The sequence below is a fragment of the Methylobacterium ajmalii genome (assembly GCF_016613415.1).
Lineage (GTDB): Bacteria > Pseudomonadota > Alphaproteobacteria > Rhizobiales > Beijerinckiaceae > Methylobacterium > Methylobacterium ajmalii.
This window is the reverse complement of record NZ_JACWCT010000071.1, coordinates 1-23,046: the sequence shown is the minus strand read 5'-3', so window position 1 is coordinate 23,046 and position 23,046 is coordinate 1. Positions and strand designations below refer to the sequence as shown.

The 23,046-nt window shown below is 71.3% G+C and carries 26 protein-coding genes and 1 pseudogene; 17 read left to right on the top strand and 10 right to left on the bottom strand.

Features of this window, described 5'->3' with window-relative positions; genetic code table 11:
• Positions 1-234: 234 nt before the first annotated feature.
• Both HPY23_RS13280 and HPY23_RS13275 read right to left on the bottom strand, forming a co-directional pair.
• Positions 235-549: a hypothetical protein gene (locus HPY23_RS13280; protein WP_139235022.1), complete on the bottom strand. Its 315-nt coding sequence runs from the start codon at positions 547-549 to the stop codon at positions 235-237.
• Positions 550-637: 88 nt separating this feature from the next.
• Positions 638-1,786 (bottom strand): sensor histidine kinase, encoded by a 1,149-nt coding sequence (locus tag HPY23_RS13275; protein ID WP_091889608.1) that lies wholly within the window; start codon positions 1,784-1,786, stop codon positions 638-640.
• 236 nt (positions 1,787-2,022) lie between these two features.
• Between HPY23_RS13275 and HPY23_RS13270 the strand changes: the two genes are divergently transcribed.
• Entirely contained in the window at positions 2,023-2,229 is a 207-nt protein-coding gene (locus HPY23_RS13270; RefSeq protein ID WP_091889606.1) for a hypothetical protein, read from the top strand.
• A gap of 4 nt (positions 2,230-2,233) precedes the next feature.
• Here HPY23_RS13270 and HPY23_RS13265 read toward each other — a convergent pair whose 3' ends face one another.
• A complete protein-coding gene (locus HPY23_RS13265; RefSeq protein WP_091889604.1) occupies positions 2,234-2,629 on the bottom strand; it encodes a winged helix-turn-helix transcriptional regulator in 396 nt (131 codons plus the stop codon).
• A gap of 98 nt (positions 2,630-2,727) precedes the next feature.
• Between HPY23_RS13265 and HPY23_RS13260 the strand changes: the two genes are divergently transcribed.
• On the top strand, positions 2,728-3,744 hold the full coding sequence (locus HPY23_RS13260; protein ID WP_091889602.1) for a zinc-binding alcohol dehydrogenase family protein: 1,017 nt from the start codon (positions 2,728-2,730) through the stop codon (positions 3,742-3,744).
• A 100-nt stretch (positions 3,745-3,844) separates the two neighbouring features.
• Here HPY23_RS13260 and HPY23_RS33055 read toward each other — a convergent pair whose 3' ends face one another.
• The 5 genes from HPY23_RS33055 to HPY23_RS13235 form a co-directional block, all read right to left on the bottom strand.
• The gene (locus HPY23_RS33055) at positions 3,845-4,291 is read right to left on the bottom strand and encodes a hypothetical protein (protein WP_236012674.1); all 447 of its coding nucleotides are present in this window, start codon (positions 4,289-4,291) and stop codon (positions 3,845-3,847) included.
• Positions 4,292-4,320: 29 nt separating this feature from the next.
• Positions 4,321-4,686 carry a hypothetical protein gene (locus HPY23_RS13250; protein WP_091889599.1) on the bottom strand — a complete coding sequence of 122 codons (366 nt, stop codon included), beginning with the start codon at positions 4,684-4,686 and terminating at the stop codon, positions 4,321-4,323.
• A 108-nt stretch (positions 4,687-4,794) separates the two neighbouring features.
• Positions 4,795-5,010, bottom strand: a complete 216-nt coding sequence (locus tag HPY23_RS13245; protein ID WP_048428817.1) for a hypothetical protein — start codon at positions 5,008-5,010, stop codon at positions 4,795-4,797.
• A 140-nt stretch (positions 5,011-5,150) separates the two neighbouring features.
• Entirely contained in the window at positions 5,151-6,371 is a 1,221-nt protein-coding gene (locus HPY23_RS13240) for an LL-diaminopimelate aminotransferase (protein WP_060846101.1), read from the bottom strand.
• A gap of 154 nt (positions 6,372-6,525) precedes the next feature.
• Complete coding sequence (locus HPY23_RS13235) at positions 6,526-6,900, bottom strand: hypothetical protein (protein WP_091889597.1); 375 nt, start codon at positions 6,898-6,900, stop codon at positions 6,526-6,528.
• Between the two features lie 211 nt (positions 6,901-7,111).
• Between HPY23_RS13235 and phaC the strand changes: the two genes are divergently transcribed.
• Positions 7,112-8,869, top strand: a complete 1,758-nt coding sequence (phaC, locus tag HPY23_RS13230) for a class I poly(R)-hydroxyalkanoic acid synthase (protein WP_091889595.1) — start codon at positions 7,112-7,114, stop codon at positions 8,867-8,869.
• Positions 8,870-8,928: 59 nt separating this feature from the next.
• On the opposite strand, the gene HPY23_RS13225 is transcribed toward phaC, so the two are convergent.
• Positions 8,929-10,224: an OmpP1/FadL family transporter gene (locus HPY23_RS13225; RefSeq protein ID WP_060846104.1), complete on the bottom strand. Its 1,296-nt coding sequence runs from the start codon at positions 10,222-10,224 to the stop codon at positions 8,929-8,931.
• A 402-nt stretch (positions 10,225-10,626) separates the two neighbouring features.
• Between HPY23_RS13225 and HPY23_RS13220 the strand changes: the two genes are divergently transcribed.
• From HPY23_RS13220 to HPY23_RS13205, 4 genes are all read left to right on the top strand, one after another.
• Positions 10,627-11,511: a fumarylacetoacetate hydrolase family protein gene (locus HPY23_RS13220; RefSeq protein ID WP_060846105.1), complete on the top strand. Its 885-nt coding sequence runs from the start codon at positions 10,627-10,629 to the stop codon at positions 11,509-11,511.
• 55 nt (positions 11,512-11,566) lie between these two features.
• Complete coding sequence (locus tag HPY23_RS13215; protein WP_060846106.1) at positions 11,567-12,190, top strand: response regulator; 624 nt, start codon at positions 11,567-11,569, stop codon at positions 12,188-12,190.
• Positions 12,191-12,448: 258 nt separating this feature from the next.
• Entirely contained in the window at positions 12,449-12,814 is a 366-nt protein-coding gene (locus HPY23_RS13210; RefSeq protein ID WP_060846107.1) for a septal ring lytic transglycosylase RlpA family protein, read from the top strand.
• A gap of 262 nt (positions 12,815-13,076) precedes the next feature.
• A complete protein-coding gene (locus tag HPY23_RS13205) occupies positions 13,077-13,316 on the top strand; it encodes a hypothetical protein (RefSeq protein ID WP_060846109.1) in 240 nt (79 codons plus the stop codon).
• A 232-nt stretch (positions 13,317-13,548) separates the two neighbouring features.
• On the opposite strand, the gene HPY23_RS13200 is transcribed toward HPY23_RS13205, so the two are convergent.
• Positions 13,549-13,884 (bottom strand): PilZ domain-containing protein, encoded by a 336-nt coding sequence (locus HPY23_RS13200; protein ID WP_091889593.1) that lies wholly within the window; start codon positions 13,882-13,884, stop codon positions 13,549-13,551.
• A 350-nt stretch (positions 13,885-14,234) separates the two neighbouring features.
• On the opposite strand from HPY23_RS13200, the gene HPY23_RS13195 reads away from it, so the two are divergent.
• From HPY23_RS13195 to flbT, 10 genes and pseudogenes are all read left to right on the top strand, one after another.
• Complete coding sequence (locus HPY23_RS13195) at positions 14,235-14,690, top strand: hypothetical protein (RefSeq protein WP_091889591.1); 456 nt, start codon at positions 14,235-14,237, stop codon at positions 14,688-14,690.
• 158 nt (positions 14,691-14,848) lie between these two features.
• Positions 14,849-15,172, top strand: a pseudogene (locus HPY23_RS33860) (DUF1217 domain-containing protein); the annotation flags it as partial.
• A gap of 273 nt (positions 15,173-15,445) precedes the next feature.
• Entirely contained in the window at positions 15,446-16,054 is a 609-nt protein-coding gene (locus HPY23_RS33855; RefSeq protein ID WP_329618816.1) for a DUF1217 domain-containing protein, read from the top strand.
• Positions 16,055-16,061: 7 nt separating this feature from the next.
• Positions 16,062-16,790, top strand: coding sequence for a flagellar basal-body rod protein FlgF (gene flgF / locus HPY23_RS13185; protein WP_060846111.1), 729 nt, complete (start codon positions 16,062-16,064; stop codon positions 16,788-16,790).
• Between the two features lies 1 nt (position 16,791).
• Positions 16,792-18,120, top strand: coding sequence for a flagellar protein export ATPase FliI (gene fliI, locus HPY23_RS13180; protein WP_060846112.1), 1,329 nt, complete (start codon positions 16,792-16,794; stop codon positions 18,118-18,120).
• Between the two features lie 179 nt (positions 18,121-18,299).
• Positions 18,300-19,556 carry a flagellar hook protein FlgE gene (locus HPY23_RS13175; RefSeq protein WP_091889587.1) on the top strand — a complete coding sequence of 419 codons (1,257 nt, stop codon included), beginning with the start codon at positions 18,300-18,302 and terminating at the stop codon, positions 19,554-19,556.
• A gap of 26 nt (positions 19,557-19,582) precedes the next feature.
• On the top strand, positions 19,583-21,040 hold the full coding sequence (gene flgK / locus HPY23_RS13170; protein WP_091889585.1) for a flagellar hook-associated protein FlgK: 1,458 nt from the start codon (positions 19,583-19,585) through the stop codon (positions 21,038-21,040).
• 40 nt (positions 21,041-21,080) lie between these two features.
• A complete protein-coding gene (locus HPY23_RS13165) occupies positions 21,081-22,121 on the top strand; it encodes a flagellar hook-associated family protein (protein ID WP_175540046.1) in 1,041 nt (346 codons plus the stop codon).
• 59 nt (positions 22,122-22,180) lie between these two features.
• Entirely contained in the window at positions 22,181-22,528 is a 348-nt protein-coding gene (flaF, locus tag HPY23_RS13160) for a flagellar biosynthesis regulator FlaF (protein ID WP_060846116.1), read from the top strand.
• Positions 22,529-22,536: 8 nt separating this feature from the next.
• A partial coding sequence (flbT, locus tag HPY23_RS13155; RefSeq protein WP_210346957.1) for a flagellar biosynthesis repressor FlbT occupies positions 22,537-23,046 on the top strand: 510 nt, incomplete at its 3' end.

Below are 23,046 nucleotides of genomic sequence, written 5' to 3'. Positions count from 1 at the left end.
AATTGGCGTCGCGGAGCGGCAGCGCTGCCGACCGAACGTAGTGCAAGAGCCGCGCTGGTGGGAAGCGGTTCGCTGCGGGGAACGTGGGAAAAATCCGTGAGCGAGCGCCGTGCCGAAAGCCAGTCAAAATGACGTCAGAGCGCCTGCCGGCAAAATGGATGCGAGTGCGCTATCGAAAATTTTGCAAAAACAAACATTAAAATGTTTTTTATTGCGATGCTATTATAATATTTTTCAGCACCCGGGCAAGCCTGAACGCGATACACCAGCTCGTTGAAGCGCTTCATCGATTTTCTCGACTCGGCGCTCGATCTTTGTAACCTCGATCGAAACCGAATCCCGCCCTTCACCCCACTGGCTCTCTTTTGCAAGCCCTTCGATGAATTTCTTATAACAATCACTATCGCTTTTTGCGATCGCGTTCATTTCAGGTAAGTGGCGAACTTGATGAGACGGCGCAAGAAAATTGCGGCCTATCAACATGCCTACGGCGAGCGCTGCCAGCAATTCGATTGTCTTGAGCACGATGCGCAATCGATCGACGCTCATTCTATCCGAGCCTCCGCGTGCAGGATCGCAGTCCGTCCGGCATTTCGTCGACAACAGCGAAAGAGGAACGGCCGATCGGGGCCTCACCCTACGCCTTGCCGAGATCCAGCGTCAGGGCGAAGCACGCCCCGTCCGTGCCCGTGACGGTGAGCTCGCCGCCGAGCTGGCGCGACAGGCCGTGGATCACCCGCATGCCGAGGCTGCGGCGGGCGGCGCCCGCGTCGAAGCCCTCCGGCAGGCCGACGCCGTCGTCCGACACGCTCAGGCGCACCCGGTCCTCGTCCCGCGCCTCCGCCTCGACCCGCACCGGGCCGTGGCCGTCCGGGTAGGCGTACTTGATCGCATTGGTGACGAGCTCGTTGACGAACAGCCCGAGCGGGATCGCGAGGTCGGCCGGGATCGGCATGGCGGGGGCCCGGCAGGTGATGGCGTGGCCGGGCGCGCTCTCGCGCAGCTTCTCGCACAGGCTCTCGAGGAAGCCCGAAAGCTCCACCGCCGCGAGGTCGGGCTGGCGCCAGAGCTGGTCGTGGACCTGGGCCACCGCCTCGACCCGCGAGCGGGCATCGGCGAGGGCGTCGCGCGCCTGCTGGTTCTCGGTGGTGCGGGCCTGGAGCGAGAGAAGCCCCGCCACGGTGGCGAGGCTATTCTTGACCCGGTGGCTCATCTCGCGGGTCAGCAGCTCCTGCCGGTCGAGGGCGGCCTGGAGCCGGGCCTCCGAGCGCTGGCGCTCGATCGCGCCGCCGAGCAGGTTGGCGAAGCCCTGCATGAAGGCGATGTCGGCCTCGTCGAACTGGCCCTCGCGGGTGTCGTCGACCTCCAGCACGCCGAAATCGCCCTGGCGGTTGCGGATCAGCACGTTCAGCGCCCGGCGCACGCCGTGATCCGCCATCAGCTGCGGGGTGCGGAAGCGGCGCTCGTTCTCGAGGTGGTTGGAGATCACCGGCTGCCCGGTCTTGAGGGCGTAGCCCGCCGGCGAGGCGAGGTCGGCGCCGACATGGGCCTGGCCGACGACGTTCGGCCCCCAGCCGACGCCCGCGATGACGAGCAGCGTGTCCTCGCCGGGCTTGTACTCGAGCGCCTTGCAGAACTGCGCCGACATGCCCTCCGCGCACAGTTCCGTCGCGCGTTGCAGCAGCTGCCCGAGATCGTCGGCGCGCAGCGCCTCGACGCCGAATTCCGACAGGATCTTCTGCTGCTTCAGGCGGTAGTCGAGGTCCGAACGGCTGAGTTCCGCCATCGTGCGAGATCCTGCCCTTTCCCAGCGACAGAGGCGGGAGATGGTTCCGTCAGGTCGCCGTAGCGTAGCCGGACCCGATCAGGCCAGAAGGTTCATGTCTGCGCGGACGGGTCAAGCGCGCCGATCGCAGCGGAGCGGGGACGGCGCAGAGGGCAGGAACTCACGAGCGGGACCTTCCGGGGCGGTCGAGCGACCCCATATCGCAGGGGGTCGCCCACAGCAGGAGCGCGAATCCGATGCTGCGCCTCGTCGCCCTCGGTGTCATCGTCGCCGCCGCCGCGACGATCCTGGTCGCCGCCTGGAATCCCTCGGCGCTCCTGGCACAGCAGGAGACCGGGTGCCGCCCTCCCCTCAAATCCGCCGCCGGCGCCTGCGTCGCCCAGTGCCCGGCGGGCTACGAGGATCGCGGTCGGACCTGCGTCTTCCGCAGCCTGTCGCGCTGACGCCTCAGGCGGCCTCTGTCTCGGCCCCGATTTCGTGCCTGGTCGCGGCGGGCGGCGCGGCATGGGCGTCGCCCCAGGCCTTCAGCGCCCGGATCACCGGTTCGAGGCTGCGGCCGCGCTCGGTCAGGCGGTACTCCACCCGGGGCGGCACCTCGGCGTAGACCGTACGGTGGACGAACCCGTCCGCCTCCAGCTCCCTGAGCTGGTTCGTCAGCATGCGCTGGGTCACGTTCGGCATCCGGCGGCGCAGGCCGTTGAAGCGCAGGGACCCGCCGTCCGGCGCCTCCGCCAGCAGGTGGTAGAGGATCACCCCCTTCCACTTGCCGTCGATCAGCTGCAGCGTCGCTTCCACGGCGCAGCCCGGGCTGCAATCCAGGCTGCGGTGCCGGGTGCGGGCCATGACGGTATCCTTTTCGACACTATGGGCGCTTCATGTGCGTTCTTGCGTGGCCGGAGGGTAGCGGTCATCTCGGCTCCAGTCATCCAAGGAGCCCGCTGATGCGCGCCGTCGGTTACCAGACCTCCCTGCCGATCGAGGACGAGGCCGCCCTCCAGGACATCACTCTGCCCCGCCCCGAGCCGACCGGCCGCGACCTCCTGGTCGAGGTCCGGGCGGTGTCGGTGAACCCCGTCGACACCAAGGTGCGCCGCCGCGCCGCCCCGGAGGCGGGTGCCTGGAAGGTCCTGGGCTGGGACGCCGCCGGCGTCGTCGTGGCGGCCGGCCCCGAGGCGACGCGGTTCCGCCCGGGCGATGCGGTGTTCTATGCCGGGGCCCTGGAGCGCCCCGGCACCAACGCCGAGTTCCACCTCGTCGACGAGCGCATCGTCGGCGGGAAGCCCGCCTCGCTCTCCTTCGCCGAGGCCGCCGCCCTGCCGCTCACCGCGATCACCGCCTGGGAGACGCTGTTCGACCGGCTCGACGTGCGAAAGCCCGTGCCGGGCGCCGCGAACGCGATCCTGATCGTCGGCGGGGCCGGCGGCGTCGGCTCGATCGCGACGCAACTGGCGCGCCGGCTCACCGACCTCACGGTGATCGCCACCGCGTCGCGGCCGGAGACGAAGGACTGGTGCCGGGCGCTCGGCGCCCACCACGTCGTCGATCACGGCGCCGCGCTGGCGCAACAGGTCGCCGACCTCGGGCTCGGCGCCCCGGGGCTGGTCTTCTCGACCACCCACACCGACACGCATCTTCCGGCCATCGCCGAGCTGATGGCGCCGCAGGGTCGCCTCGCGCTGATCGACGACCCGGCGACGCTCGACGTGTCGCTCCTCAAGCGCAAGAGCCTGTCGCTGCACTGGGAGTTCATGTTCACCCGGCCGATGTTCGGCACCGTCGACATCGCGGCGCAAGGAGCGTTGCTCGACGAGGTCGCCCGGCTCGTCGATCGGGGCGCCCTGCGTACCACGCTCGCCGAGCATTTCGGTCCGATCACCGCGGCGAACCTGCGCCGGGCGCACGCGCTCCTGGAGAGCGGGCGTGCGAAGGGGAAGATCGTTCTGGAAGGGTTCGCCTGAGGGGCGCTTCTATCGCCCGTCGTTCCCCCCGCGGTCACCCCGGGGCCGCGAGAGCGGACCCCGGGACGACCCTGTGGGGCGGGACGGCGGGCCCCGTGCCTCAGCGCATCACCTGCCGCTGCGCCCGATGCATCTTCGCCTTGGCGTGATGCCGAGGGGCGACGCCGTGCCGGACCCGGTGCGTCCGCATCCGCGGCGCGTAAGCCGGCTCGTCGTCATAGCCCGCCGGGCCGTAGCCGTAGCCCGGCGTCTGGTACTGGTAGGCGCGCACCGGCCGCATCGGCGCCTGGATCCCGTCATAGGGACCGTGCCCGGTCCGGGCCCGGTAGGCGGCGCCGGCGAAGTCGCCGGGGGTCGGCGGCGTGCCGGGCTGTGAGAAGCTGGTCTCGGGCCGGTAGGCCGGGCCCCAGCCGATCTCGTCGTCGCCCGCGGGGTCCCGGCCGGGAAGGCCGGTGGCGTAGCCGACGCTCTGGGCCGCCGCCGGCAGGGCGGTCGCCAGGGTGGCGAGGCCGGCGAGCAGGCCCGCCGCGAGGATGCGTGTACGCATGGACGTGTCCTTCCTGTCAGGAGTCGGGATCAGTACGGGCGATTGCCGAGGACGTAGTCGGCCGGGCGGTGCGGGCGGTTCAGCGGGCCTTCGCTCACGCTGTCGCCGTAATAGCCGAATCCGGTCGGCCCGAAGCCGCCGCCATTGGTGACGGCGGCGACCGGCACGGCGCGGATCGCCACGAGCCCGCTCGCGCCCACGGGCAGCGGCCCGATGACGGCATCGGGAGACATCTGCAGCACGACGGGGCCGGCCGCTGCGGCGCGGTTGTAGATGTCGGGCTCGGCGACGGGCGGGCGCACCCGCACCCCGAGCGGAGCTTGCGCGAAGGCGGGGCCCGACAGGCAGGCCAGGGCGGCGAGCGGCAGGATGAAGCGACGGACCACGCGGGGCATCCTCGTTGATGGATGCCGGTCAACGCGCGGCAGGCCGCGCCCGGTTCCGGGGCGCGGCGAGCTGTCCGGGTCGGTCGAGTCGTGCGAGGGCGGCGTACGCCCCGCGTATCAGCCCTTGGTGCGGACCACGACCTCGCGCTCGCGCCGGATCCGCTCGCACTCGGCCCAGTAGCCGTTGAGGAGCGCCGGGGTCGAGGAGCAGCGATAGGCGATGTCGGGGCTCGGGGCCGGGACGGGGTCGCGGGCGATGATCGGGTTCGGCGCGCAGGCGGCCGGGAGGGCGGCCGCGGCGGCGAGAACGACGAGCTTCAGCGAGCGACGCATCGGATACCCTAGGGTGGAGCAGAACCTTGGCCGCACCCTGACGCCCCGTCCCGCCCGGATCAACCCAGGGCGCGGCCGAGGCGACGACACGGGGATGCGATTGCGCCTCCCCTGTCGCCCCCCGGCCACAAGCCGCCGGATCAGCCGACCTTCTGCATCGGCACGACGTTGTGCAGGGTGCGGTCGGCGTTGTCGAAGAAGCGGCGGATGTTGCGGGCCGCCTGGCGGATGCGCTGCTCGTTCTCGACCAGCGCGATGCGGACGTACTCGTCGCCGTGCTCGCCGAAGCCGATGCCCGGCGCCACCGCCACGTCGGCCTTCTCGACCAGAAGCTTCGAGAATTCCAGGCTGCCGAGGCTGCGGAAGCGCTCCGGGATCGGCACCCAGGCGAACATCGACGCGGACGGGACCGGGATGTCCCAGCCGGTCTTCTGGAAGGCGTCGACCATCGCGTCGCGGCGGCGGCGATAGGTGGCGCGCATCTCGTGGATGCAGTCCTCCGGGCCGTTCAGCGCCGCGGTGGCGGCGACCTGGATCGGCGTGAAGGCGCCGTAATCGAGGTAGGACTTCACCCGCGTCAGCGCCGCCAGCAGCCGCTCGTTGCCGACGGCGAAGCCCATCCGCCAGCCGGCCATCGAGAAGGTCTTCGACAGCGAGGTGAACTCCACCGCCACGTCGATCGCGCCCGGCACCTGCAGTACGGAGGGCGGCGGGTTGTGATCGTCGAAATAGACCTCGGCGTAGGCGAGGTCGGAGAGCAGGATCAGCTCGTGCTTCTTCGCGAAGGCGACGAGGTCGCGGTAGAAGTCGAGGGAGGCGACGTAGGCGGTCGGGTTCGAGGGATAGCAGACCACCATCGCCACGGGCTTGGGGATCGAGTGCTGCATCGCCCGCTCGGCCGCCGGGAAGAAGGCCGGGGTCGGCTCGGCCGGGACCGAGCGGACCACGCCGCCCGCCATCAGGAAGCCGAAGGCGTGGATCGGGTAGCTCGGGTTGGGCACCAGCACCACGTCGCCCGGCGCCGTGATGGCCTGCGCCATGTTGGCGAAGCCTTCCTTGGAGCCGAGGGTGGCCACAACCTGCGTGTCGGGATTGAGCGAGACGCCGAAGCGGCGCTGGTAGTAGTTCGCCTGGGCGCGGCGCAGGCCCGCGATGCCCTTCGAGGCCGAGTAGCGGTCGGTGCGCGGCTTGCCGGCGGTCTCGACCAGCTTCTCGATCACGTGGCGGGGCGCGTCGAGGTCCGGGTTGCCCATGCCGAGGTCGATGATGTCGGCGCCGTTGGCGCGGGCGGCGGCCTTGATCCGGTTGACCTGCTCGAAGACGTAGGGGGGCAGTCGCTTGATGCGGTGAAAATCGGTCATGGCCGGGTCCTGGATCGGCGCCGCCGCTGCGACGCGCGTGTCACATACGCTGTCTAGAGGGGTTTTGGGGCGAGAGGAAGATTCGCCGGGGTGCCGCCGCCCTGGGACTTAAGCCTCACCCGGCGGTGTCGCTCCCCCTTCGTCACCCGGGGCGTCACTCGGCGGGCGGCACCTTGGGCGGGGCCGGCGGCTTGACCGCGCCGCCGACCTTGGCGGCATCGCGGCCCCGCGCCTCGTTGCGCTGGCGGCTGGCGTCGAGCTCGGCCTCGAGCGCCTTCACGCCGGCGGCCGACTTGGCGCGAGTTTCGCGAGGCGGGGCCGAGACGCCGACGGGCAGGAAGTCGCCGCCGCCGCGGCGGGACTTCTCGACGAAGTCGGGCGCGGCCACCTCCTTGGGGCCGAGGCCCGCCGACTTGGCGGCGTCGCGGATGCCGGCCCCGTCGAGGACGCAGCCCCCGGCGGACAAGCAGGTGACGACGAGCGCGGCGGCGGCGGCGAGGCGGGGCGAAACAACGGGGAAGACGGGCATGGACGGGCGAGAACCTTGCGCGAGGGCAGCGTGGCGGTGAGGAAACCGGGTCCGGTCATCTGGCGCAACCGGCGGTTTGGGACGATATCTTGTCGGAAAGGCGGCTCGCCGAAGCCGGCCACAATACGGGAGGAGAGTGCGCGTGACGTCTTCTGAACGAGGTGCGGCGCCGACTGCGAAGGTCCCGGTCGCTGAAGTCCCCGTTGCGGACATGGAGGCCCTGTCGCGCAACGCGGGCCTGATGACCGAGCAGTTCAGCCGGGCGCTCGCCGCCTACGCCAAGCCCCTCGAGGAGGGCAAGCCGAACGCGGCGCTCGCCGAGTCGGTGACCGAGGTCGTGCGCACGCTCGGCACCGTGGCGGAGAAGTGGTTCACCGACCCCCAGAAGGCGATGGAGGCCCAGAGCCTGATCGGCGGCCAGTTCCTGGCCCTGTGGGGCTCGACCCTGCAGCGGATGCAGGGCGAGACGGTCACCCCCGTGGCCCTGCCCGATCCCAAGGACAAGCGCTTCGCCGCCCCCGAATGGACGACGAACCCGGTCTTCGACTTCCTGAAGCAGGGCTACCTCATCACCACGCGGTGGGCCGAGATCATGGTCGACGAGGCCGAGGGGCTCGACGACCACACCCGCGCCAAGGCGCAGTTCTACGTCCGGCAGATCTCCGGCGCGATGTCGCCGTCGAACTTCCTCGCGACGAACCCCGAGCTCCTGCGCGAGACGTTTCGGGAGAACGGCGCCAACCTGGTGCGCGGCATGAAGATGCTGGCCGAGGACGTCGAGGCCGGCGGCGGCGAATTGCGCGTGCGCCAGACCGATCCGGGCCAGTTCAAGGTCGGCGTCAACATGGCGAGCACGCCGGGCGAGGTGATCTTCCGCAACGACCTGATCGAGCTGATCCAGTACGCGCCGCAGACCGAGACGGTGCTCAAGCGCCCGCTCCTGATCGTGCCGCCCTGGATCAACAAGTTCTACATCCTCGATCTGAACAAGGACAAGAGCTACATCGGCTGGGCGGTCGCCCAAGGCCTGACGGTGTTCGTGATCTCCTGGGTCAACCCGGATGCGCGCCACGCCTCGAAGGACTTCGAGAGCTACATGCGCGAGGGCGTCTTCTCGGCGCTCGAAGCGATCGAGCAGGCGACCGGCGAACGCCAGGTCTCGGCGGTGGGCTACTGCGTCGGCGGCACGCTGCTCGCCGTGAGCCTGGCCTACATGGCGGCGGTGGGCGACGACCGCATCGCCAGCGCCACCTTCCTGACAACCCAGGTCGACTTCACCCATGCCGGCGACCTCAAGGTCTTCGTCGACGAGGCCCAGATCCGCTCGATCGAGGCCGGCATGAAGGACCGCGGCTACCTCGAAGGCGCCAAGATGGCCAACGCCTTCAACATGCTGCGACCCAACGACCTGATCTGGCCCTACGTCGTCAACAACTACCTGAAGGGCAAGGCGCCGCTGCCCTTCGACCTGCTGTACTGGAACTCCGACGCGACCCGGATGCCGGCCGCCAACCACTCGTTCTACCTGCGCAACTGCTACCTCGACAACAAGCTGTCGCGCGGCGAGATGGTGCTCGGCAACGTGCGCCTCGACCTCGGCAAGGTGACCGCGCCCGTCTTCAACCTCGCGACCCGCGAGGACCACATCGCCCCGGCCCTCTCGGTCTTCGAGGGCTGCCGCGCCTTCGGCGGTACCGTCGACTACGTGCTGGCGGGCTCGGGCCACATCGCCGGCGTGGTCAACCCGCCGGCCAAGCCCAAGTACCAGTACTGGACCGGCGGTCCGGCCTACGGCTCGCTCCAGGACTGGATCGCGGCGGCGACCGAACATCCGGGCTCGTGGTGGCCCTACTGGCTCTCCTGGCTCGAGCACCAGAACAACGAGCGGGTGCCGGCGCGCCGGCCCGGCGGCGGGGTGCTGCCTTCGCTCGGGGCGGCGCCAGGGACCTACGTGCTCGAAAAGGCGTGAGACGAGAAAGGCCCCCGGGAGATCCTCCCGGGGGCCTTTCTCTTGACGGTGGTTGGGTTTCAGTACTTGCGCACCAGCGGCACCGGGATCGGCGCCGGGGCCGGCGGGTTGTCCCAGCGGTACTTCAGGCCGACCGAGACGATGTCGGCGCTGGCGTCGGTGGTGGCCAGGAAGGCCAGCGGCGCGGTGTAGAGCGGCTCGCCCGGCACCAGCGCGATCCGGTTGCGGCCGGCGGCGAACAGGTGCTGGTAGGAGACGTCGAACTGGATCTTCTCGCTGTAGCGGTAGCTGGCGCCGACCGACGCGAAGTAGCGGTCGCCGTCGGGCAGGCGGGTCGAGCGGTTCGAGTTGTCGATCGGCGACTGCTCGTAGGCGACGCCGACGCGGCCGGTCCATTGCGGGGTGAAGTCGTACTCGGCGCCGAGCGAGTAGTAGAAGCCGTTCTTGTAGTTGAGCGGCAGGGCCGTCACCGGCCGGCCGAGCGCCACCGAGACGATCGCCGGCGAGCCGATGCGGGTCCAGTTGTCCCACTCGAAGCCGAAGTTCAGGCGGAAGTCCCGGGTGATCGCCTGCGTCAGGCCGACCGAGACCTTCTCGGGGGTGTTGAGGCTGGCACGGACCTGACCGATGCCGAAGGCCGAGCCCTCGATCCGGTGGTTGATCGACGAGCGGTAGCCGACGCCGACCGTGGTCCCCTCCGAGAGCCGCGCCACCACGCCGGCCGTGAAGCCCCAGGCCCAGTCGTCGCCCTTGAGGAAGGCGGAGTTCGCCAGCGGCGTGATGCCGGTGGCCTGGCGCAGGGTGAGCTTGAAGTATTCCAGCACCGGGCCGGCCGCGACCGACAGCCAGTCGTTGACCTTGTAGCCGATCACCGGGTTGAAGTTCAGGGTGAAGATCTTGGACGAGCGGCTGTAGGTCTGGCCGGCCCAGACCTGGTTCGGCTTGGTGATGAGGCCGAACGGCGCGGCGCCGGACAGGCCGAGATAGAGCCGGTCGTTGATCTGGTAGTTCGAGTACGTCGCCGGCAGCACCGCCGCCTGGCCGATATCGCCCGACTCGCCGAGCCCGATGAGCGGCGGGAAGGTGCCGGTGGTCGGCGTGATCCGGGCCGAGGGGGCGACCAGGGTGGCGTTGAAGTCCGAGTTCCAGCCCGGCTTCATCGTGACGACGGCCGGGTTCCAGAACATCGACGACAGGCCGCCGGAGCCGGCGGCGGCACCCGCGAAGGCGAGGCCCATCGCCTGGGCGCTCTGCTCGCGCAGGCCGAACGCCCCCGCCTGCGCGGCCCCGCTGGCCCCCGCCAGCAATGCCACCGAGGCGCCGGCCAGCAGCGCCGTCCTCCTCAAACCCGTCATGACGTTACCTCGACCCCGAATTCGTAAGCGATGCCGCGCGGCTTCCAGACGCCCGCAGCTTGAGCGGAATGATGCGGCAGCAGGCAGGGGCTGCGCAATCCCGCCGGGTCGCCGGTCGCCGGTCATGTCCTCAAGACGATCTCTCGCATCGGTCAGACAAGAGCGAGTCGATGGAAGAGATGTCTGGGAATTCAGTCGTTGTCTCTTGGCGTCGCGTGTATAGCGTGGACGCCCGGATCGGCGCGCGGCGGCCGCGTCCGACACGGTTTCGCCTCAGATGTGACGAAACTGCAACGGGGCGATGCCGCGGACGCGGGCGTATCGGCTTGCGACGGCGGCGCACCGGCGCCAATGTCCCGGCCCGACGGGCCTCAGGCTCGGATGGACAGGGGGAGACGGCCGATGAAGCTTGTACGCTGGGGCGAGAGCGGGGCGGAGAAGCCGGGCCTGATCGACGCCGCGGGGGCGATCCGCGACCTGTCGGGCGTGGTCCGCGACATCGCCGGCCCCTTCCTCGCCGCCGACACCCTGGCGAACCTGCGCCGGATCGATGCGGCGACCCTGCCGGAGGTGCCGGCCGGCACGCGGCTCGGCGCCTGCGTCGGCCAGGTGCGCAACTTCATCGCCATCGGCCTCAACTACGCCGACCACGCCGCCGAGACCGGCTCGCCGATCCCCGCCGAGCCGATCCTGTTCAACAAGGCGCCGTCCTGCATCGTCGGCCCGAACGACACCGTGATCCTGCCCAAGGGCTCGGCCAAGACCGACTGGGAGGTCGAGCTCGCCATCGTCATCGGCAAGCGGGCCTCCTACGTCCACGCCAACGAGGCGCTCGACTACGTCGCCGGCTATTGCGTCTGCCACGACGTCTCCGAGCGCGAGTTCCAGCTCGAGCGCGGCGGCACCTGGACCAAGGGCAAGGGCTGCCCGACCTTCGGCCCCCTCGGGCCCTGGCTCGTCACCCCCGACGAGGTCGGCGACGTGCAGAACCTCGACATGTGGCTCGACGTGAACGGCGAGCGGATGCAGACCGGCTCGACCCGCACGATGATCTTCGACGTGCGCCAGATCGTCTCCTACCTGTCGCACTTCATGCTGCTCGAGCCCGGCGACGTCATCACCACCGGCACGCCGCCCGGCGTCGGCATGGGCATGAAGCCGCCGCGCTACCTCAAGTCCGGCGACGTCGTCAGCCTCGGCATCGCCGGCCTCGGCGAGCAGCGCCAGGCCGTCGTCGCCTTCGACGACTGGACCGCCAAGGTCGCGGCCGGCGAGCCGACCAACTGACCGTGACCGGGCCCGCGGCGCCGCCGCGGGTCCCTCCCCCCGAAGGACCGCACCCGTGAACGTCCTCGTCGTCGACGACCATCCGATCGTGCTGCAGGGCTGCCGCCGCGTGCTGGAGGATGCCGGCGTCGAGACCGTGCACGAGGCCACCGGCATCGCCGCCGGCTATCGCCGCTTCCGCCGCCACCGCCCGGACCTCGTGGTCGCCGACCTGACCTTCCAGGGCGCCGCGCTCAGCGGCCTGGCGCTGATCCGGCGGATCCGCTCGGTGGCGCCCGAGACCCGCATCCTGGTGTTCAGCATGCACGACGACCCGGAGATCGCCGTCCGGGCGATCGAGAGCGGGGCGACCGGCTACGTCCTCAAGGACACCGCCTCGATGGAGCTGCACATCGCCTTCGAGCGGGTGCGCGACGGCGGCACCTACGTGGCGCCCTCCCTCGCCGCCGAGGTCGACCGGCTGCGCCGCGAGGCGCCGGCTGCCCCGCCCCTCACCCCGCGCGAGCGGCAGATCCTCGAGCGGCTCGGCGCCGGGCGCTCGCACGGGGCGATCGCCGAGGAACTGGGCCTCAGCTACAAGACCATCGCCAATGCCTGCACGCAGCTGCGCCGCAAGCTCGGCGCCCGCACCCTCGCCGACCTGATCCGCATCGGCCTGCGTGCCACGCGCGCGCCGTGAGACGGATGTTCCCGCCCGCGGGAGGTCCGGCAAGCGGGGTCCCGGGGGCGGGAACCTTGGCCGCAAGGTGGCACCTGCCACGGCCACGCTCGATCCCCGGTCGACGAGCGAAGACTGTTAACGTTCGTAAACCCGCTCGGTTCCCGTAATCGGTCGGCGCGAATATGCGCAAAGTATTCTCGATTTTGACTGTTCCATAATGTCGCCTCGTTCGGTTCTATGTTGCGCCGCGTCAAGCAACAAGAACGGGAATGCGAAATGGTTTCGAAGGCAAAGCTGGCGATCGTCGGTCTCGCTCTCGCGGGTGCCGCCGGGGTGACGTTACAAGCCAGCACGCCCGCCGAAGCCCAGTCCGGTCGTGCCTCCTGGTACGGTCCCGGATTTCAGGGCCGGCGCACTGCCAACGGCGAGCGCTTCAACACGCACGCCCTCACGGCGGCTCACCGCCGCCTCCCCTTCGGCACCCGGGTCCGGGTGACCAACACGTCGAACGGCCGCTCCGTCGTGGTCCGCATCAACGACCGCGGCCCGTATGTCGGCGGCCGGGTGATCGACCTGTCCCAGGCCTCGGCCCGCGCGATCGGAATCTCGGGCGTCGCCCGGGTGCAGCTGAGCCGCCTCTGAGCGTTCCTCCCCTCCGTCACCGGGCGGTTCCGGCGGGCTCCACCGCGCCGTCGTCTTGACGCGGGGCGATTCAGCGACAGACGAGGGCCGCGCCGGTCTCGGCCGCGCGGTCCTCGTCTGTCGCGACATCTCGGGCTTGACCTGCCGCCAGGTTGCCCGCGCCCACAGGAATGCTATGGGACGCCATCGGCCGGGGCACGCGCCCATGGCCGGGACCGTCCGCCCGCGACCCGCCCCCCCTCGCTCCCCCCGGAGATCATCCGTGCTCCTGCGCTCCACCCTCCTCCTCGTCCTCACGACGGGCGCGGCCCTCGCCGAACCCGTCGTGGTCGACCGCGCGGTGCTCAAGCAGTACTGCACCGGCGATTACCTGACCTATTGCGGGAACTTCGCGCCGGACGGTCCCGAGGTGCAGGCCTGCTTCCGCCAGAACAAGGCGAAGCTGTCGCAGAACTGCCAGGCCGCGATCACCAGCTACATGAAGGCGCAGCGCAAGGGCTGAGCCGCACGAGCCGGCCCGCACCCGTCCGGCCGGCACGGCTCACGGCCGGGGCGAAGGACCGTCGGCGCGCCTTGGCGTGGTGGTGCCGCCATCCCGGCCCCCGTGAAGGACGACCCCCATCCGCTCTCCCCCCGGAGAGCGAACCTCCCCACGGACGGCTGAACCCTCCGAGCCGTCCCGGCGCCGCGCCAGCGGGGCCCGGAAGGACGTCCGGAGAGTGCTCCATCGGGGTTCAGCCGATATAGGCCCCCGCCCCCTCGAACGTCACCCCGGCGAAATCCCCCCGGCGCCAGCGCAGGCGGACCTCGACCGTGCGCAGCTCGTGGGCGGCGATCACGAGCGGAAACGTCTCCGGCAGGGTGAAACGGGCGGGCACGCGCAGCCGCGCGCCGGCGGCCGAGAGGTCGGCGATCTCGCACGCCACGAGCCGGTCGGGCCCGAGGACGATCCGCCCCTGCTGGATCACGCGGTGGCGCCGGCCCGCGCGGGGGATCGGCTCGGATCCGCGACCGTCGTCGAGTTTCGGCACGTGAGGGCCGGGGCGATCGGTCTCCGGTCGGTCGGCCATGGTCTCCCCGCTTCCGGGCCGCGACGCCCCTTCCGCCACGCTTACGGCGTTCCGGCCGCGGCGCAAAGCCGGGACGCGCCCGGCCGCTCGCGTTAACCGGTCATAAAGCCTGTTCCTTCATGTCTCGTTAGCCATCCACCATCCGATCGATCCCGGCCATGCCCGCAGCCCCGGCCACATCCCAGCGTCCCGCCCCCACCGGGGGTGCTCCCAAAGGGGCCGCTCCCAAAGGGGCCGCTCCCAAAGGGGCCGCTCCTAGGCGTCCGGCGCTCGAGCGTCCCGCGCCGCCGAGCCCGATCGCGGGCCTGATCGCCCGCCGCCGGGCCCGGGAGGCCGCGACCGAGCGGGGCGTGTTCGGCGCCGCCATCCTGCTGGCGCTCACCGCGACGGGCTTTGCCGGCTACACCCTGTCCCAGCCGACGCGGCCCTACGACGTGCGCGAGGTGCTGCCGGCGAGCGCCGGGCCGTTCACCTGGCGGCGGATCGCGACGCCCGCCGCCCAGCCCGAGATCGACCTCGACCCGGTGATCACCGGCTCGCTGCCGGACGCCCCGCCGACACCGTCCTCCCCCGCCGCCCCGGCCCAGGGCCCGGGCCTCGTCGTGCCGGCGGCACCGCCGCAATCCGGCTTCGTCCTGCGCCGAGCCGGCGCCGGCCAGGCCGTGGTGGAAGGGCGCGACGGCCTCCACCAGATCGCCGTCGGCTCGGTGCTGCCGGGGGGCGGCCGGGTGCTGTCGATCCGCAGCACCGGCGCCGGCTGGATCGTCATCACCACCGAGACCATCATCGGACCGACCCCGCTGTGAGCGCGGCGCGGCGAGCCTTCGGCCGGGTGGCAAGCCCCGAGCAAGCGTGTCCGCCTAGAGCGGAGGCCTCATCGGGGCTTCGTGCCGCTGCGGCCAGGCACCCCGCCCACCGGGCCGACGGGCCGGAGAGCTGATCCGTGACGACTCTCACGAGCTACATGCTGCTGTCGCGAAATCTCGCGACCTCGCTGCAGCGCAAGGGCGCGGAGCCGATCGTGGCCCGCGACACCGCCTATTACCAGGCCAACATCGGCAAGGTGAAGTCGATCGACGACTTCATGGCCGATACCCGCCTCTACAACTACGCCGTCAAGGCCTTCGGCCTCGAGGACATGGGCTACGCCAAGGCGTTCATGCGCAAGGTCCTGACCGAGGGCACGGATTCCTCCGCTGCCTTCGCCAACCGTCTGGCCGACGACCGCTACGTCGCCTTCGCCAAGGCCTTCGACTTCGCGCCCGGCCCCTCGGCGGCCGGCATCGACGGGGTGTTGAAGGAAGGCCAGGCGCCGGTCCCGGCGGTCGCCGCCCGGCTCTCCCTGCCGGGCGCGCTCGCCACGACCTACGACTTCTCCGGCACCAACGAGGCGCGCTTCACGCTCTCGTCCCAGGTCGATGCGGGAACGACGAAGTCCGCCACCATCGTGCTCAACCGAGCCGCCCTCGCCGGCAAGGTCGCCGACCTCGCCAACGTCACCCCGACCGAGCTCGGCCAGGCGATCAGCGCCCAGATCGGCGCCTCGGGCGCCGACGGGCTGATGGGCAAGGTGCAGGTCGGCATCGGCGTCAACGGCAACCTGTTCTTCGAGACCACCGACTACACCGATTACGGCTTCGACGGGGCGCCGGGCGGCGACGGCGTCAACGCCGACACGATCTACGCCGCGGGCGGCAAGGTCCGCACCCTGAGCGTCACCAACGCGCCTCTGTCCGGCGCCGGCCAGAATGCGGTCGACATCGGCAACGGCACCGACCTGCCGCCTGGCGCCAATGTCCAGGCGGTGGTCGACGCCTACCTGCAGCAGAGCCTCGAAGCGGATGCCGGCGCCCAGGATACCGGCGTGCGCCTCGCCCTCTACTTCGCCCGCAAGGCGCCGGGCCTCAACAGCGGCTACGACATCCTGAGCGACCCCGCCCTGACCCAGGTCGTCAACACGGTGATCGGCCTGCCGGCGACGAGCAGCGCCACCACCACCGACGCCCTGACGGTGCGGGCCAAGCTCATCTCCTCGAAGGTCGACTTCGCGAGCTTCCAGGACCCGGCCAAGGTCGAGGCCTTCGCCCGCCGCTTCGCGGCGATCTGGGACGCGCAGAACAACACCGCCACGGACCCGATCCTGGCGCTGTTCAGCAACGGCCAGGGGTGAGGCGGCGATGCAGAACAGCCTCTACGTCAACCTGTCGGCCCAGGTCGCCCTCGACAAGCGCCTGACCACCACCGCCAACAACGTCGCCAACATGTCGACGGCGGGCTACCGGGCCGAGGAGACGAAGTTCTCGGCGCTCCTCGCCCAGGCGACCAAGGGTGCGGTGGCCTTCGTCAATTCCGGCGACACCTACCTGTCGCGGGCCTCCGGCCCGATCTCGAAGACCGACTCGCCCCTCGACGTCGCGCTGCAGGGCGATGCCTGGCTCGCCATCGGCGGCCAGTCCGGCCCCGCCTATACCCGCGACGGGCGCCTGACGATGGACGCTACCGGCCAGCTGCGCAGCCTCACCGGACAGCCGGTGCTCGATCCGGGCGGCTCGCCGCTGCTCCTCGATCCGCAGCAAGGCCCCCCGACGATCGGCCGCGACGGCAGCATCTTCCAGGGTACCAACCAGGTCGGGGCGCTGGGCGTCTTCATCCTCGACAAGAAGGCGACGCTGACCCGGGCGCCCGGCAACGCCGTGACCTCCAGCCTGCCGGCGCGCCCGGTCCAGGACTTCACCGGCATCGGGGTGGTCCAGGGCTACGTCGAGGGCTCGAACGTCAACCCGATCATGGAGATGACGAAGCTCATCACCATCCAGCGCGCCTTCGAGAGCGCCGCCACCGCGACCGCGGAGGCCGAATCCTCCCTCCAGAGCGCCGTGAAGTCGCTCTCGCCGCAGGGCAGCTAGGATGGCGGCCGATCCGCTCGCGCGCCTCGCCGAGACGATGGCGGCCGCCCGCCAGGACGGCGCGCTGGTGCGGATCGGCGGCCCGATCCGCGAGGTCACCGCCAGTGCCTGCCGGATCGGCGGCGTCTCGCCCTTCGTGCGCCTGGGCGACCGCATGGCCTTCGAGGCCGGCGGCCGCGAGCAGGTCGGCGAGATCGTCCGGGTCGATGCCGAGGGCGCGACGCTGAAGGCCTACGAGAGCCGGATCGAGGCCGGGATCGGCACGCTCGCCCGCCGCCTCGGCCCGGCGGAGCTGCGGCCCGACCCGAGCTGGAAGGGCCGGGTCATCGACGCCCTCGGGCGCCCGGTCGACGGAGCAGGCCCCCTCGTCCACGGCGAGCGCGCCAGCCCCCTCGACGCCGACCCGCCGGCGGCCCTCGGCCGCGCCCGGGTGCGCGCGCCCCTGCGCACCGGCGTCCGGGCGCTCGACCTCTTCACCCCTCTCTGCGCCGGCCAGCGCATCGGCATCTTCGCCGGTTCCGGCGTCGGCAAGTCGACGCTGCTCGCCATGCTGGCCGGCGCCACCGGCTTCGACAGCGTCGTGGTCGCCCTGGTGGGCGAGCGCGGGCGCGAGGTGCGCGAGTTCCTGGAGGGCGCGCTGGCGCCGAGCCGTGCCCGTGCCGTCGTGGTGGTCTCGACCGGCGACGAGAGCCCGATGATGCGCCGCCAGGCGCCGAAGGTGGCGCTGGCGGTGGCCGAATCCTTCCGCGACCGCGGCGAATCGGTGCTGCTCATCGTCGATTCGGTGACCCGCTACGCCCACGCCGCCCGCGACGTGGCGCTGGCGGCCGGCGAGCCGGCGGTGGCCCGCGGCTATCCGCCGAGCGTCTTCTCCGACCTGCCGCGCCTGCTCGAGCGGGCGGGCCCGGGGCTGGAGGGCCGCGGCACCATCACGGGGGTGTTCTCGGTGCTGGTCGACGGCGACGACCACAACGATCCCGTCGCCGACAGCATCCGCGGCACGCTCGACGGCCACGTCGTCCTCGACCGGGCCATCGCCGAGCAGGGCCGCTACCCGGCGGTCGACCTCCTCGGCTCGATCTCGCGGCTCGCCACCGAGGTCTGGACGCCCGAGCAGCGCGACCTGATCCGCAAGCTCCGGGCGATGATGGCCCGGTTCGAGGAGACCCGCGACCTGCGCCTGATGGGCGGCTACCGCGCCGGGACCGACCCGGAGCTCGACCAGGCGATCGGCCTCGTGCCGCGGATCTACGACGCCCTGCGCCAGGACCCGTCCCAGCCCGCGAGCCAGGACGCGTTCCTCGAGCTCGCCCAGTCGCTGCGGGGCTGACGCGCGATGGCAACCCGGCTCCCGCGCCTCGTGGCGCTCCCCTCCAAGCCCCGCGCAAGCCTGCGCGGGTCTATTCCGGCCGAAACCCTGCCGCAGGCGGCCCGTCCGCCCGCGCCCGACCACCAGAACCCCGCTGCCCGGCAAGTCCGGCCCCGCATCCTGACGAACGAGGTCCCGCAATGAGTCTCATCGGCGTGCTCCGCTCCGGCGTCTCCGGCATGAACGCCCAGTCGAACCGCATCTCGACGGTGGCGGAGAACATCCAGAATTCCGGCACGACGGGCTACAAGCGCAGCTCGGCGGAGTTCTCGTCGCTGCTGATCGCCGACAGCGCCGGCGGCAACTACAACTCGGGCTCGGTTGAGACCAAGGTGCGCCGGTCGGTGACCGAGGGCGGCACCCTCAACGCCACGACCTCGAAGTCCGACCTCGCGATCAACGGCAACGGCTTCTTCGTCGTCAAGGACCCGTCCGGCGCGCCCTACCTGACCCGGGCCGGCAACTTCAAGGTCGACGGCGTCACCGGCAACTTCACCAACGCCGCCGGCATGACCCTGATGGGCTACAGCCTGCTCGACGGCGAGCCCAACCCGACGCTCAACAGCGTCACCGACATGGTGCCGATCAACCTCGCCTCGGTCAGCACCCGGGCGACCCCGACCACCGAGGCCAGCCTGTCGGGCAAGCTGCCGCTTGACGGCGCCGTGACGCCCGGCGGCCAGTACGCCAAGAAGTACTCGCTCGTGACCTACGACAAGCTCGGCAAGAGCCAGACCCTCGACGTCTACCTGTCGAAGAACACCGGCGGCACCTGGACCGCCTCGATCTACAACGCCGCCGCCAACCCGACCCCGGCCGGCTCCACCCCGGCCCTGCCGGCCGCCGGCCAGCTCGGCACCGCGACGCTCAGCTTCGACGCGCAGGGCCGGCTCGCGAATGCCGGCACCGGCACCGCCAAGTCGATCACCCTCAACACCGCCCCGGGCGGCGCCGGCGAAAACATCACCCTCGACTTCTCGGGCCTGAACCAGCTCGCCGGCGACTACAGCATCGACGGCAAGGCCGACGGCAAGGCGCCGGCGGCGGTGACCGGCACCGAGTTCGGCGCCGACGGCACCGTCTACGCCTCCTTCGAGGACGGCACGCGGCTGGCCGCCTTCAAGGTGCCGCTCGCCACCGTGAAGAGCCCGGACAACCTCCAGCCGCGCTCCGGCAACGTCTACCAGGTCAGCGTCGATTCCGGCGACATCCAGGTCGGCTTCGCCAACCAGAACGGCCGCGGCGGCATCAAGTCCGGCGCCCTCGAGCAGTCGAACGTCGACGTCAGCACCGAGCTGACCGCGATGATCGAGTCGCAGTCGGTCTACACCGCCAACTCCAAGGTGTTCACGACCGGCAACGAGATGCTCGACACCCTGATGAACCTGAAGCGGTAGCCGTCACGGCCACCGGGAGCTGACAGATGGGCCTCTCGCTCGCACTCGACTCGGCACGATCGGCGCTCCTCGCGACGTCGAGCCAGATCGCCGCCTCCGCGCGCAACACCGCGGGGGCGAACGATCCCGGCTACTCGCGCAAGGTCGTCAGCCTGGTGAGCGGGGTCGGCGGGACCACCGTCGTCGTCACCCGGGCGAGCGACGCGGCCCTGTTCATGCGCAAGCTCGCGGCGTCCTCGGGCGCCGCCGAGCGCCAGGCCCTCCTCGACGGCATCACCGCCCTGTCGAAGACGGTGGGCGACACCAGCGAGGCCGGCTCGCCGGCCGCCCGGCTCGGCACCCTCAACGCGGCGCTGCAGGCCGCCGCCAACCGCCCGGACGACGCCAACCTCGCCCGGGCCGCGGTCGAGAGCGCCCGCGACCTCGCGGCGAGCCTCAACGCGGCGGCCTCGGCCGTGGAGCAGGTCCGGTCCCAGGCCGACCAGGGCATGGCGGACTCGGTCTCGCGGATCAACGACCTGCTCGGCCAGTTCGAGACCGCCAACCGGGCGGTGATGCGCGGCACCGCCGCGGGCCAGGACATCAGCGACAGCCTCGACGCGCGCGACCGGGTCCTGGCGCAGCTCTCCGAGGAGGTCGGCATCACCGTCTCCGACCGGTCGGGCGGCGACATGGCGATCTACACCGACAGCGGCGTGCCGCTCTACGAGCGCGGCGCCCGCACGGTGAGCTTTTCGCCGCGCGCCGGCTTCCCGGCGGGCACGCAGGGGGCGGCCGTCATGGTCGACGGGGTTCCGGTCACCGGCGCCACCTCGCCGATGCGGATCGCCAGCGGCAAGCTCGCCGGCTTCGCGGCCCTGCGCGACGAGACGGCCGTCGCCTACCAGGGCCAGCTCGACGCCATCGCGGGAGCGCTCGTCGACACGTTCCAGGAGGCCGATACCCGCAGCCCGCCGGCCTATGTCGGTCCGATGGCCGGCCTGTTCACCGCCGTGTCCGGCGGTGCGTTGCCGGCCTCTCAGACGGGGCTGGCGAGCCGCATCGCCCTCAACGCCGCGGTCGACCCGCAGGCCGGCGGCGACGTCACGCTCCTGCGCGATGGCGGCATGAACGGCAGCGGCTACCGGGCCAACCCCTCGACCGATGCGAGCTATGCCGGGCGCCTGCGCGCGCTCACCGGCGGGCTTTCCGCGGCGCGCAGCTTCGATCCCGGCCCGTCCCTGCGCGAGACCGCGACGCTCGCGGGCTTCGCGGCCGATTCCGCCGGCTGGCTCGAGGCGAGCCGCAAGGCCGCGTCGAACGACGCCGACTACCAGAAGACCCTGCTCGGCCGGGCCACCGAGGCCCTGTCGAACGTCGCCGGCGTCAACGGCGACGACGAGACCGCGCAGATCCTGCAGCTCCAACGCTCCTACACCGCCTCGGCCAAGATCCTGACCATGGTGGACGACCTGCTGAAGACCCTCTTCGCCGCGGTGCGGTGAGGCGGTTTCGCGGCGATCCAGAGACAGAGCCCTGCCAGTCATGATGACCACGAGCTACATCTCCAGCCTCAGCCTGTGGAACCTCCCCCGCAGCGCGTCGGGGCGGCTCCAGGCCGAGATCGCGAACGCCACCAAGGAGATCGCCGACGGACGCTACGCCGATGTCGGCCTCGCGATCGGCGGCCAGGTCGGCCGCAGCCTCTCCCTGCGCCAGAGCGCGGCGGAGATCGCCGCCCTCAAGGACGGCAACGGTCTCACCGCCTCTCGCATCAACGCGAGCCAGGCCAACCTGCAGCAGATGCAGAAGGCGGCCGACGCCCGGCTCGCCACCCTGACCGGGCTGCCCGCCGACCAGCGCGTCGCCGCGATGGCGGCCTCGGCCGACGACACCCTGGCGACGCTGACCGGCCTCCTCAATGCCACCTCGAACGGCCAGTCGCTGTTCTCCGGCACCAACACGGGCGCGAGCCCGATCCGCGACGGCGCGGCGGCGGCCGCCAAGACCAACGCGGTCGCGGCGTTCCAGAGCGCCTTCGGCTTCCCGCCGTCGGATGCCCGGACCGCGGACCTGACGGCCGCGCAGATCCAGGGCTTCCTCGAGGGCACGGTCGCGGCGCAGTTCGCCGACCCGAACTGGGGCACGACCTGGTCGCAGGCCTCCTCGACCGCCATCACCAGCCGGATCTCCCTCACCGAGACCGTCACCACCTCGGTCGGCGCCAACGAGACGGCGTTCCGCCAGCTCGCCGAGGCCGCCCTGGTGTCGTCGCTCGGCATGACCGGCCTCTCGGCCGAGGCCCAGGCGGTCGTCTCCAACCGGGCGATGAGCCTCCTGAGCAAGGGCAGCGCCGGGCTGGTGTCGCTCCAGGCCGATCTCGGCCGCGCCCAGGCCCGGATCACCGACGCCAACGCCCGGCTCGACGCGCAGTCGGCCCTCGTCACCAAGGAGATCGCCGGCCTGGAGGCCGTGGACCCGGCCGAGGCCAAGACCCGGCTCAACGCCGCGACGACCCAGCTTCAGATGTCGTACTCGCTGACCGCGCAGCTCCAGGGCCTGTCCCTGCTGAAATACATCTCGTAGCGCGCCCCCCGCCGCGCCACGCCGACCACACGCGCTGACACATACGAGGCATCGGCTCGATGTACCGCTTTTCCTATTCCGAGATCCTGGAGGACGCCCCGGAGGTCGGCCGCGACCGCGAGCGCGCCGCCTTCGACCGGGCCCTCACCCTCCTGCGCGACGTGGAGGCCCGCGGCCTGTCCGGCCCGGAGCGGACCGCGGCCGTCGGTTTCGTGCAGGAGCTCTGGAACGTCCTGATCGCCGACCTGCTCGAGCCCGAGAACGCCCTGCCCGCCTCCCTGCGCGCCGACCTGGTGCAGATCGGCGCCTGGACGATGCAGGAGGCCGGCGAGGTTCTGCGCTCGCCCGAGCGCAGCCTCGCGGCGCTGATTGAGGTGAACACCTCGATCCGCGACGGGCTGCGGTGAGCCGCACCATGCGCCTGTCGCTGCGAGCCGGGGAACGGATCTACATCAACGGCGCCGTGCTGCGGGTCGACCGGAAGGTGGCGATCGAGCTCATGAACGACGCCACCTTCCTGCTGGAGAGCCACGTCCTCCAGGCCGAGGAGGCGACGACGCCGCTGCGCCAGCTCTACTTCGCGGCGCAGACCCTCTTGATCGAGCCCGCCAAGGCCCAGGCCGCGCGGGCGCTCTACGACGGCATCCGGGACGGGCTGCTGGCCGCCACCGGCGAGCCGGCCCTGCGCGAGGGGCTGGCCTCGGCCGACGCCCTGGTGGCGGCCGGGCGCCTGTTCGAGGCGCTCAAGATGATCCGCGGGCTCTATCCCCTGGAGGCCGCCCTCCTGGCTGCCGATGCAGCGGCCCTCGCCGACCCGGCGGCGCTCTCCGAGCCGGTCCCGCCCGCCGCGCCCGCCCCGGCCCAGTTGCCGACCCTCTCCGCCCTCGGCCGCCGCCCCCGCGGGGTCGAGCGCCCGCGCGAGCGG

What these genes read in the sequence shown, in the direction of transcription:
- fliI (WP_060846112.1), top strand. Translation starts at nt 16,792, where the DNA reads ATGGCGGCCGATCCGCTCGCGCGCCTCGCCGAGACGATGGCGGCCGCC.
- HPY23_RS13260 (WP_091889602.1), top strand. Translation starts at nt 2,728, where the DNA reads ATGCGCGCCGTCGGTTACCAGACCTCCCTGCCGATCGAGGACGAGGCC.
- HPY23_RS13245 (WP_048428817.1), bottom strand. Translation starts at nt 5,010, where the DNA reads ATGCGTCGCTCGCTGAAGCTCGTCGTTCTCGCCGCCGCGGCCGCCCTC.
- HPY23_RS13265 (WP_091889604.1), bottom strand. Translation starts at nt 2,629, where the DNA reads ATGGCCCGCACCCGGCACCGCAGCCTGGATTGCAGCCCGGGCTGCGCC.
- HPY23_RS13240 (WP_060846101.1), bottom strand. Translation starts at nt 6,371, where the DNA reads ATGACCGATTTTCACCGCATCAAGCGACTGCCCCCCTACGTCTTCGAG.
- HPY23_RS13250 (WP_091889599.1), bottom strand. Translation starts at nt 4,686, where the DNA reads ATGCCCCGCGTGGTCCGTCGCTTCATCCTGCCGCTCGCCGCCCTGGCC.
- flaF (WP_060846116.1), top strand. Translation starts at nt 22,181, where the DNA reads ATGTACCGCTTTTCCTATTCCGAGATCCTGGAGGACGCCCCGGAGGTC.
- HPY23_RS13220 (WP_060846105.1), top strand. Translation starts at nt 10,627, where the DNA reads ATGAAGCTTGTACGCTGGGGCGAGAGCGGGGCGGAGAAGCCGGGCCTG.
- HPY23_RS13165 (WP_175540046.1), top strand. Translation starts at nt 21,081, where the DNA reads ATGATGACCACGAGCTACATCTCCAGCCTCAGCCTGTGGAACCTCCCC.
- HPY23_RS33055 (WP_236012674.1), bottom strand. Translation starts at nt 4,291, where the DNA reads ATGCGTACACGCATCCTCGCGGCGGGCCTGCTCGCCGGCCTCGCCACC.
- flgK (WP_091889585.1), top strand. Translation starts at nt 19,583, where the DNA reads ATGGGCCTCTCGCTCGCACTCGACTCGGCACGATCGGCGCTCCTCGCG.
- HPY23_RS33855 (WP_329618816.1), top strand. Translation starts at nt 15,446, where the DNA reads ATGGGCAAGGTGCAGGTCGGCATCGGCGTCAACGGCAACCTGTTCTTC.
- HPY23_RS13280 (WP_139235022.1), bottom strand. Translation starts at nt 549, where the DNA reads ATGAGCGTCGATCGATTGCGCATCGTGCTCAAGACAATCGAATTGCTG.
- HPY23_RS13275 (WP_091889608.1), bottom strand. Translation starts at nt 1,786, where the DNA reads ATGGCGGAACTCAGCCGTTCGGACCTCGACTACCGCCTGAAGCAGCAG.
- HPY23_RS13270 (WP_091889606.1), top strand. Translation starts at nt 2,023, where the DNA reads ATGCTGCGCCTCGTCGCCCTCGGTGTCATCGTCGCCGCCGCCGCGACG.
- HPY23_RS13175 (WP_091889587.1), top strand. Translation starts at nt 18,300, where the DNA reads ATGAGTCTCATCGGCGTGCTCCGCTCCGGCGTCTCCGGCATGAACGCC.
- flgF (WP_060846111.1), top strand. Translation starts at nt 16,062, where the DNA reads ATGCAGAACAGCCTCTACGTCAACCTGTCGGCCCAGGTCGCCCTCGAC.
- HPY23_RS13235 (WP_091889597.1), bottom strand. Translation starts at nt 6,900, where the DNA reads ATGCCCGTCTTCCCCGTTGTTTCGCCCCGCCTCGCCGCCGCCGCCGCG.
- HPY23_RS13210 (WP_060846107.1), top strand. Translation starts at nt 12,449, where the DNA reads ATGGTTTCGAAGGCAAAGCTGGCGATCGTCGGTCTCGCTCTCGCGGGT.
- HPY23_RS13225 (WP_060846104.1), bottom strand. Translation starts at nt 10,224, where the DNA reads ATGACGGGTTTGAGGAGGACGGCGCTGCTGGCCGGCGCCTCGGTGGCA.
- phaC (WP_091889595.1), top strand. Translation starts at nt 7,112, where the DNA reads ATGGAGGCCCTGTCGCGCAACGCGGGCCTGATGACCGAGCAGTTCAGC.
- HPY23_RS13200 (WP_091889593.1), bottom strand. Translation starts at nt 13,884, where the DNA reads ATGGCCGACCGACCGGAGACCGATCGCCCCGGCCCTCACGTGCCGAAA.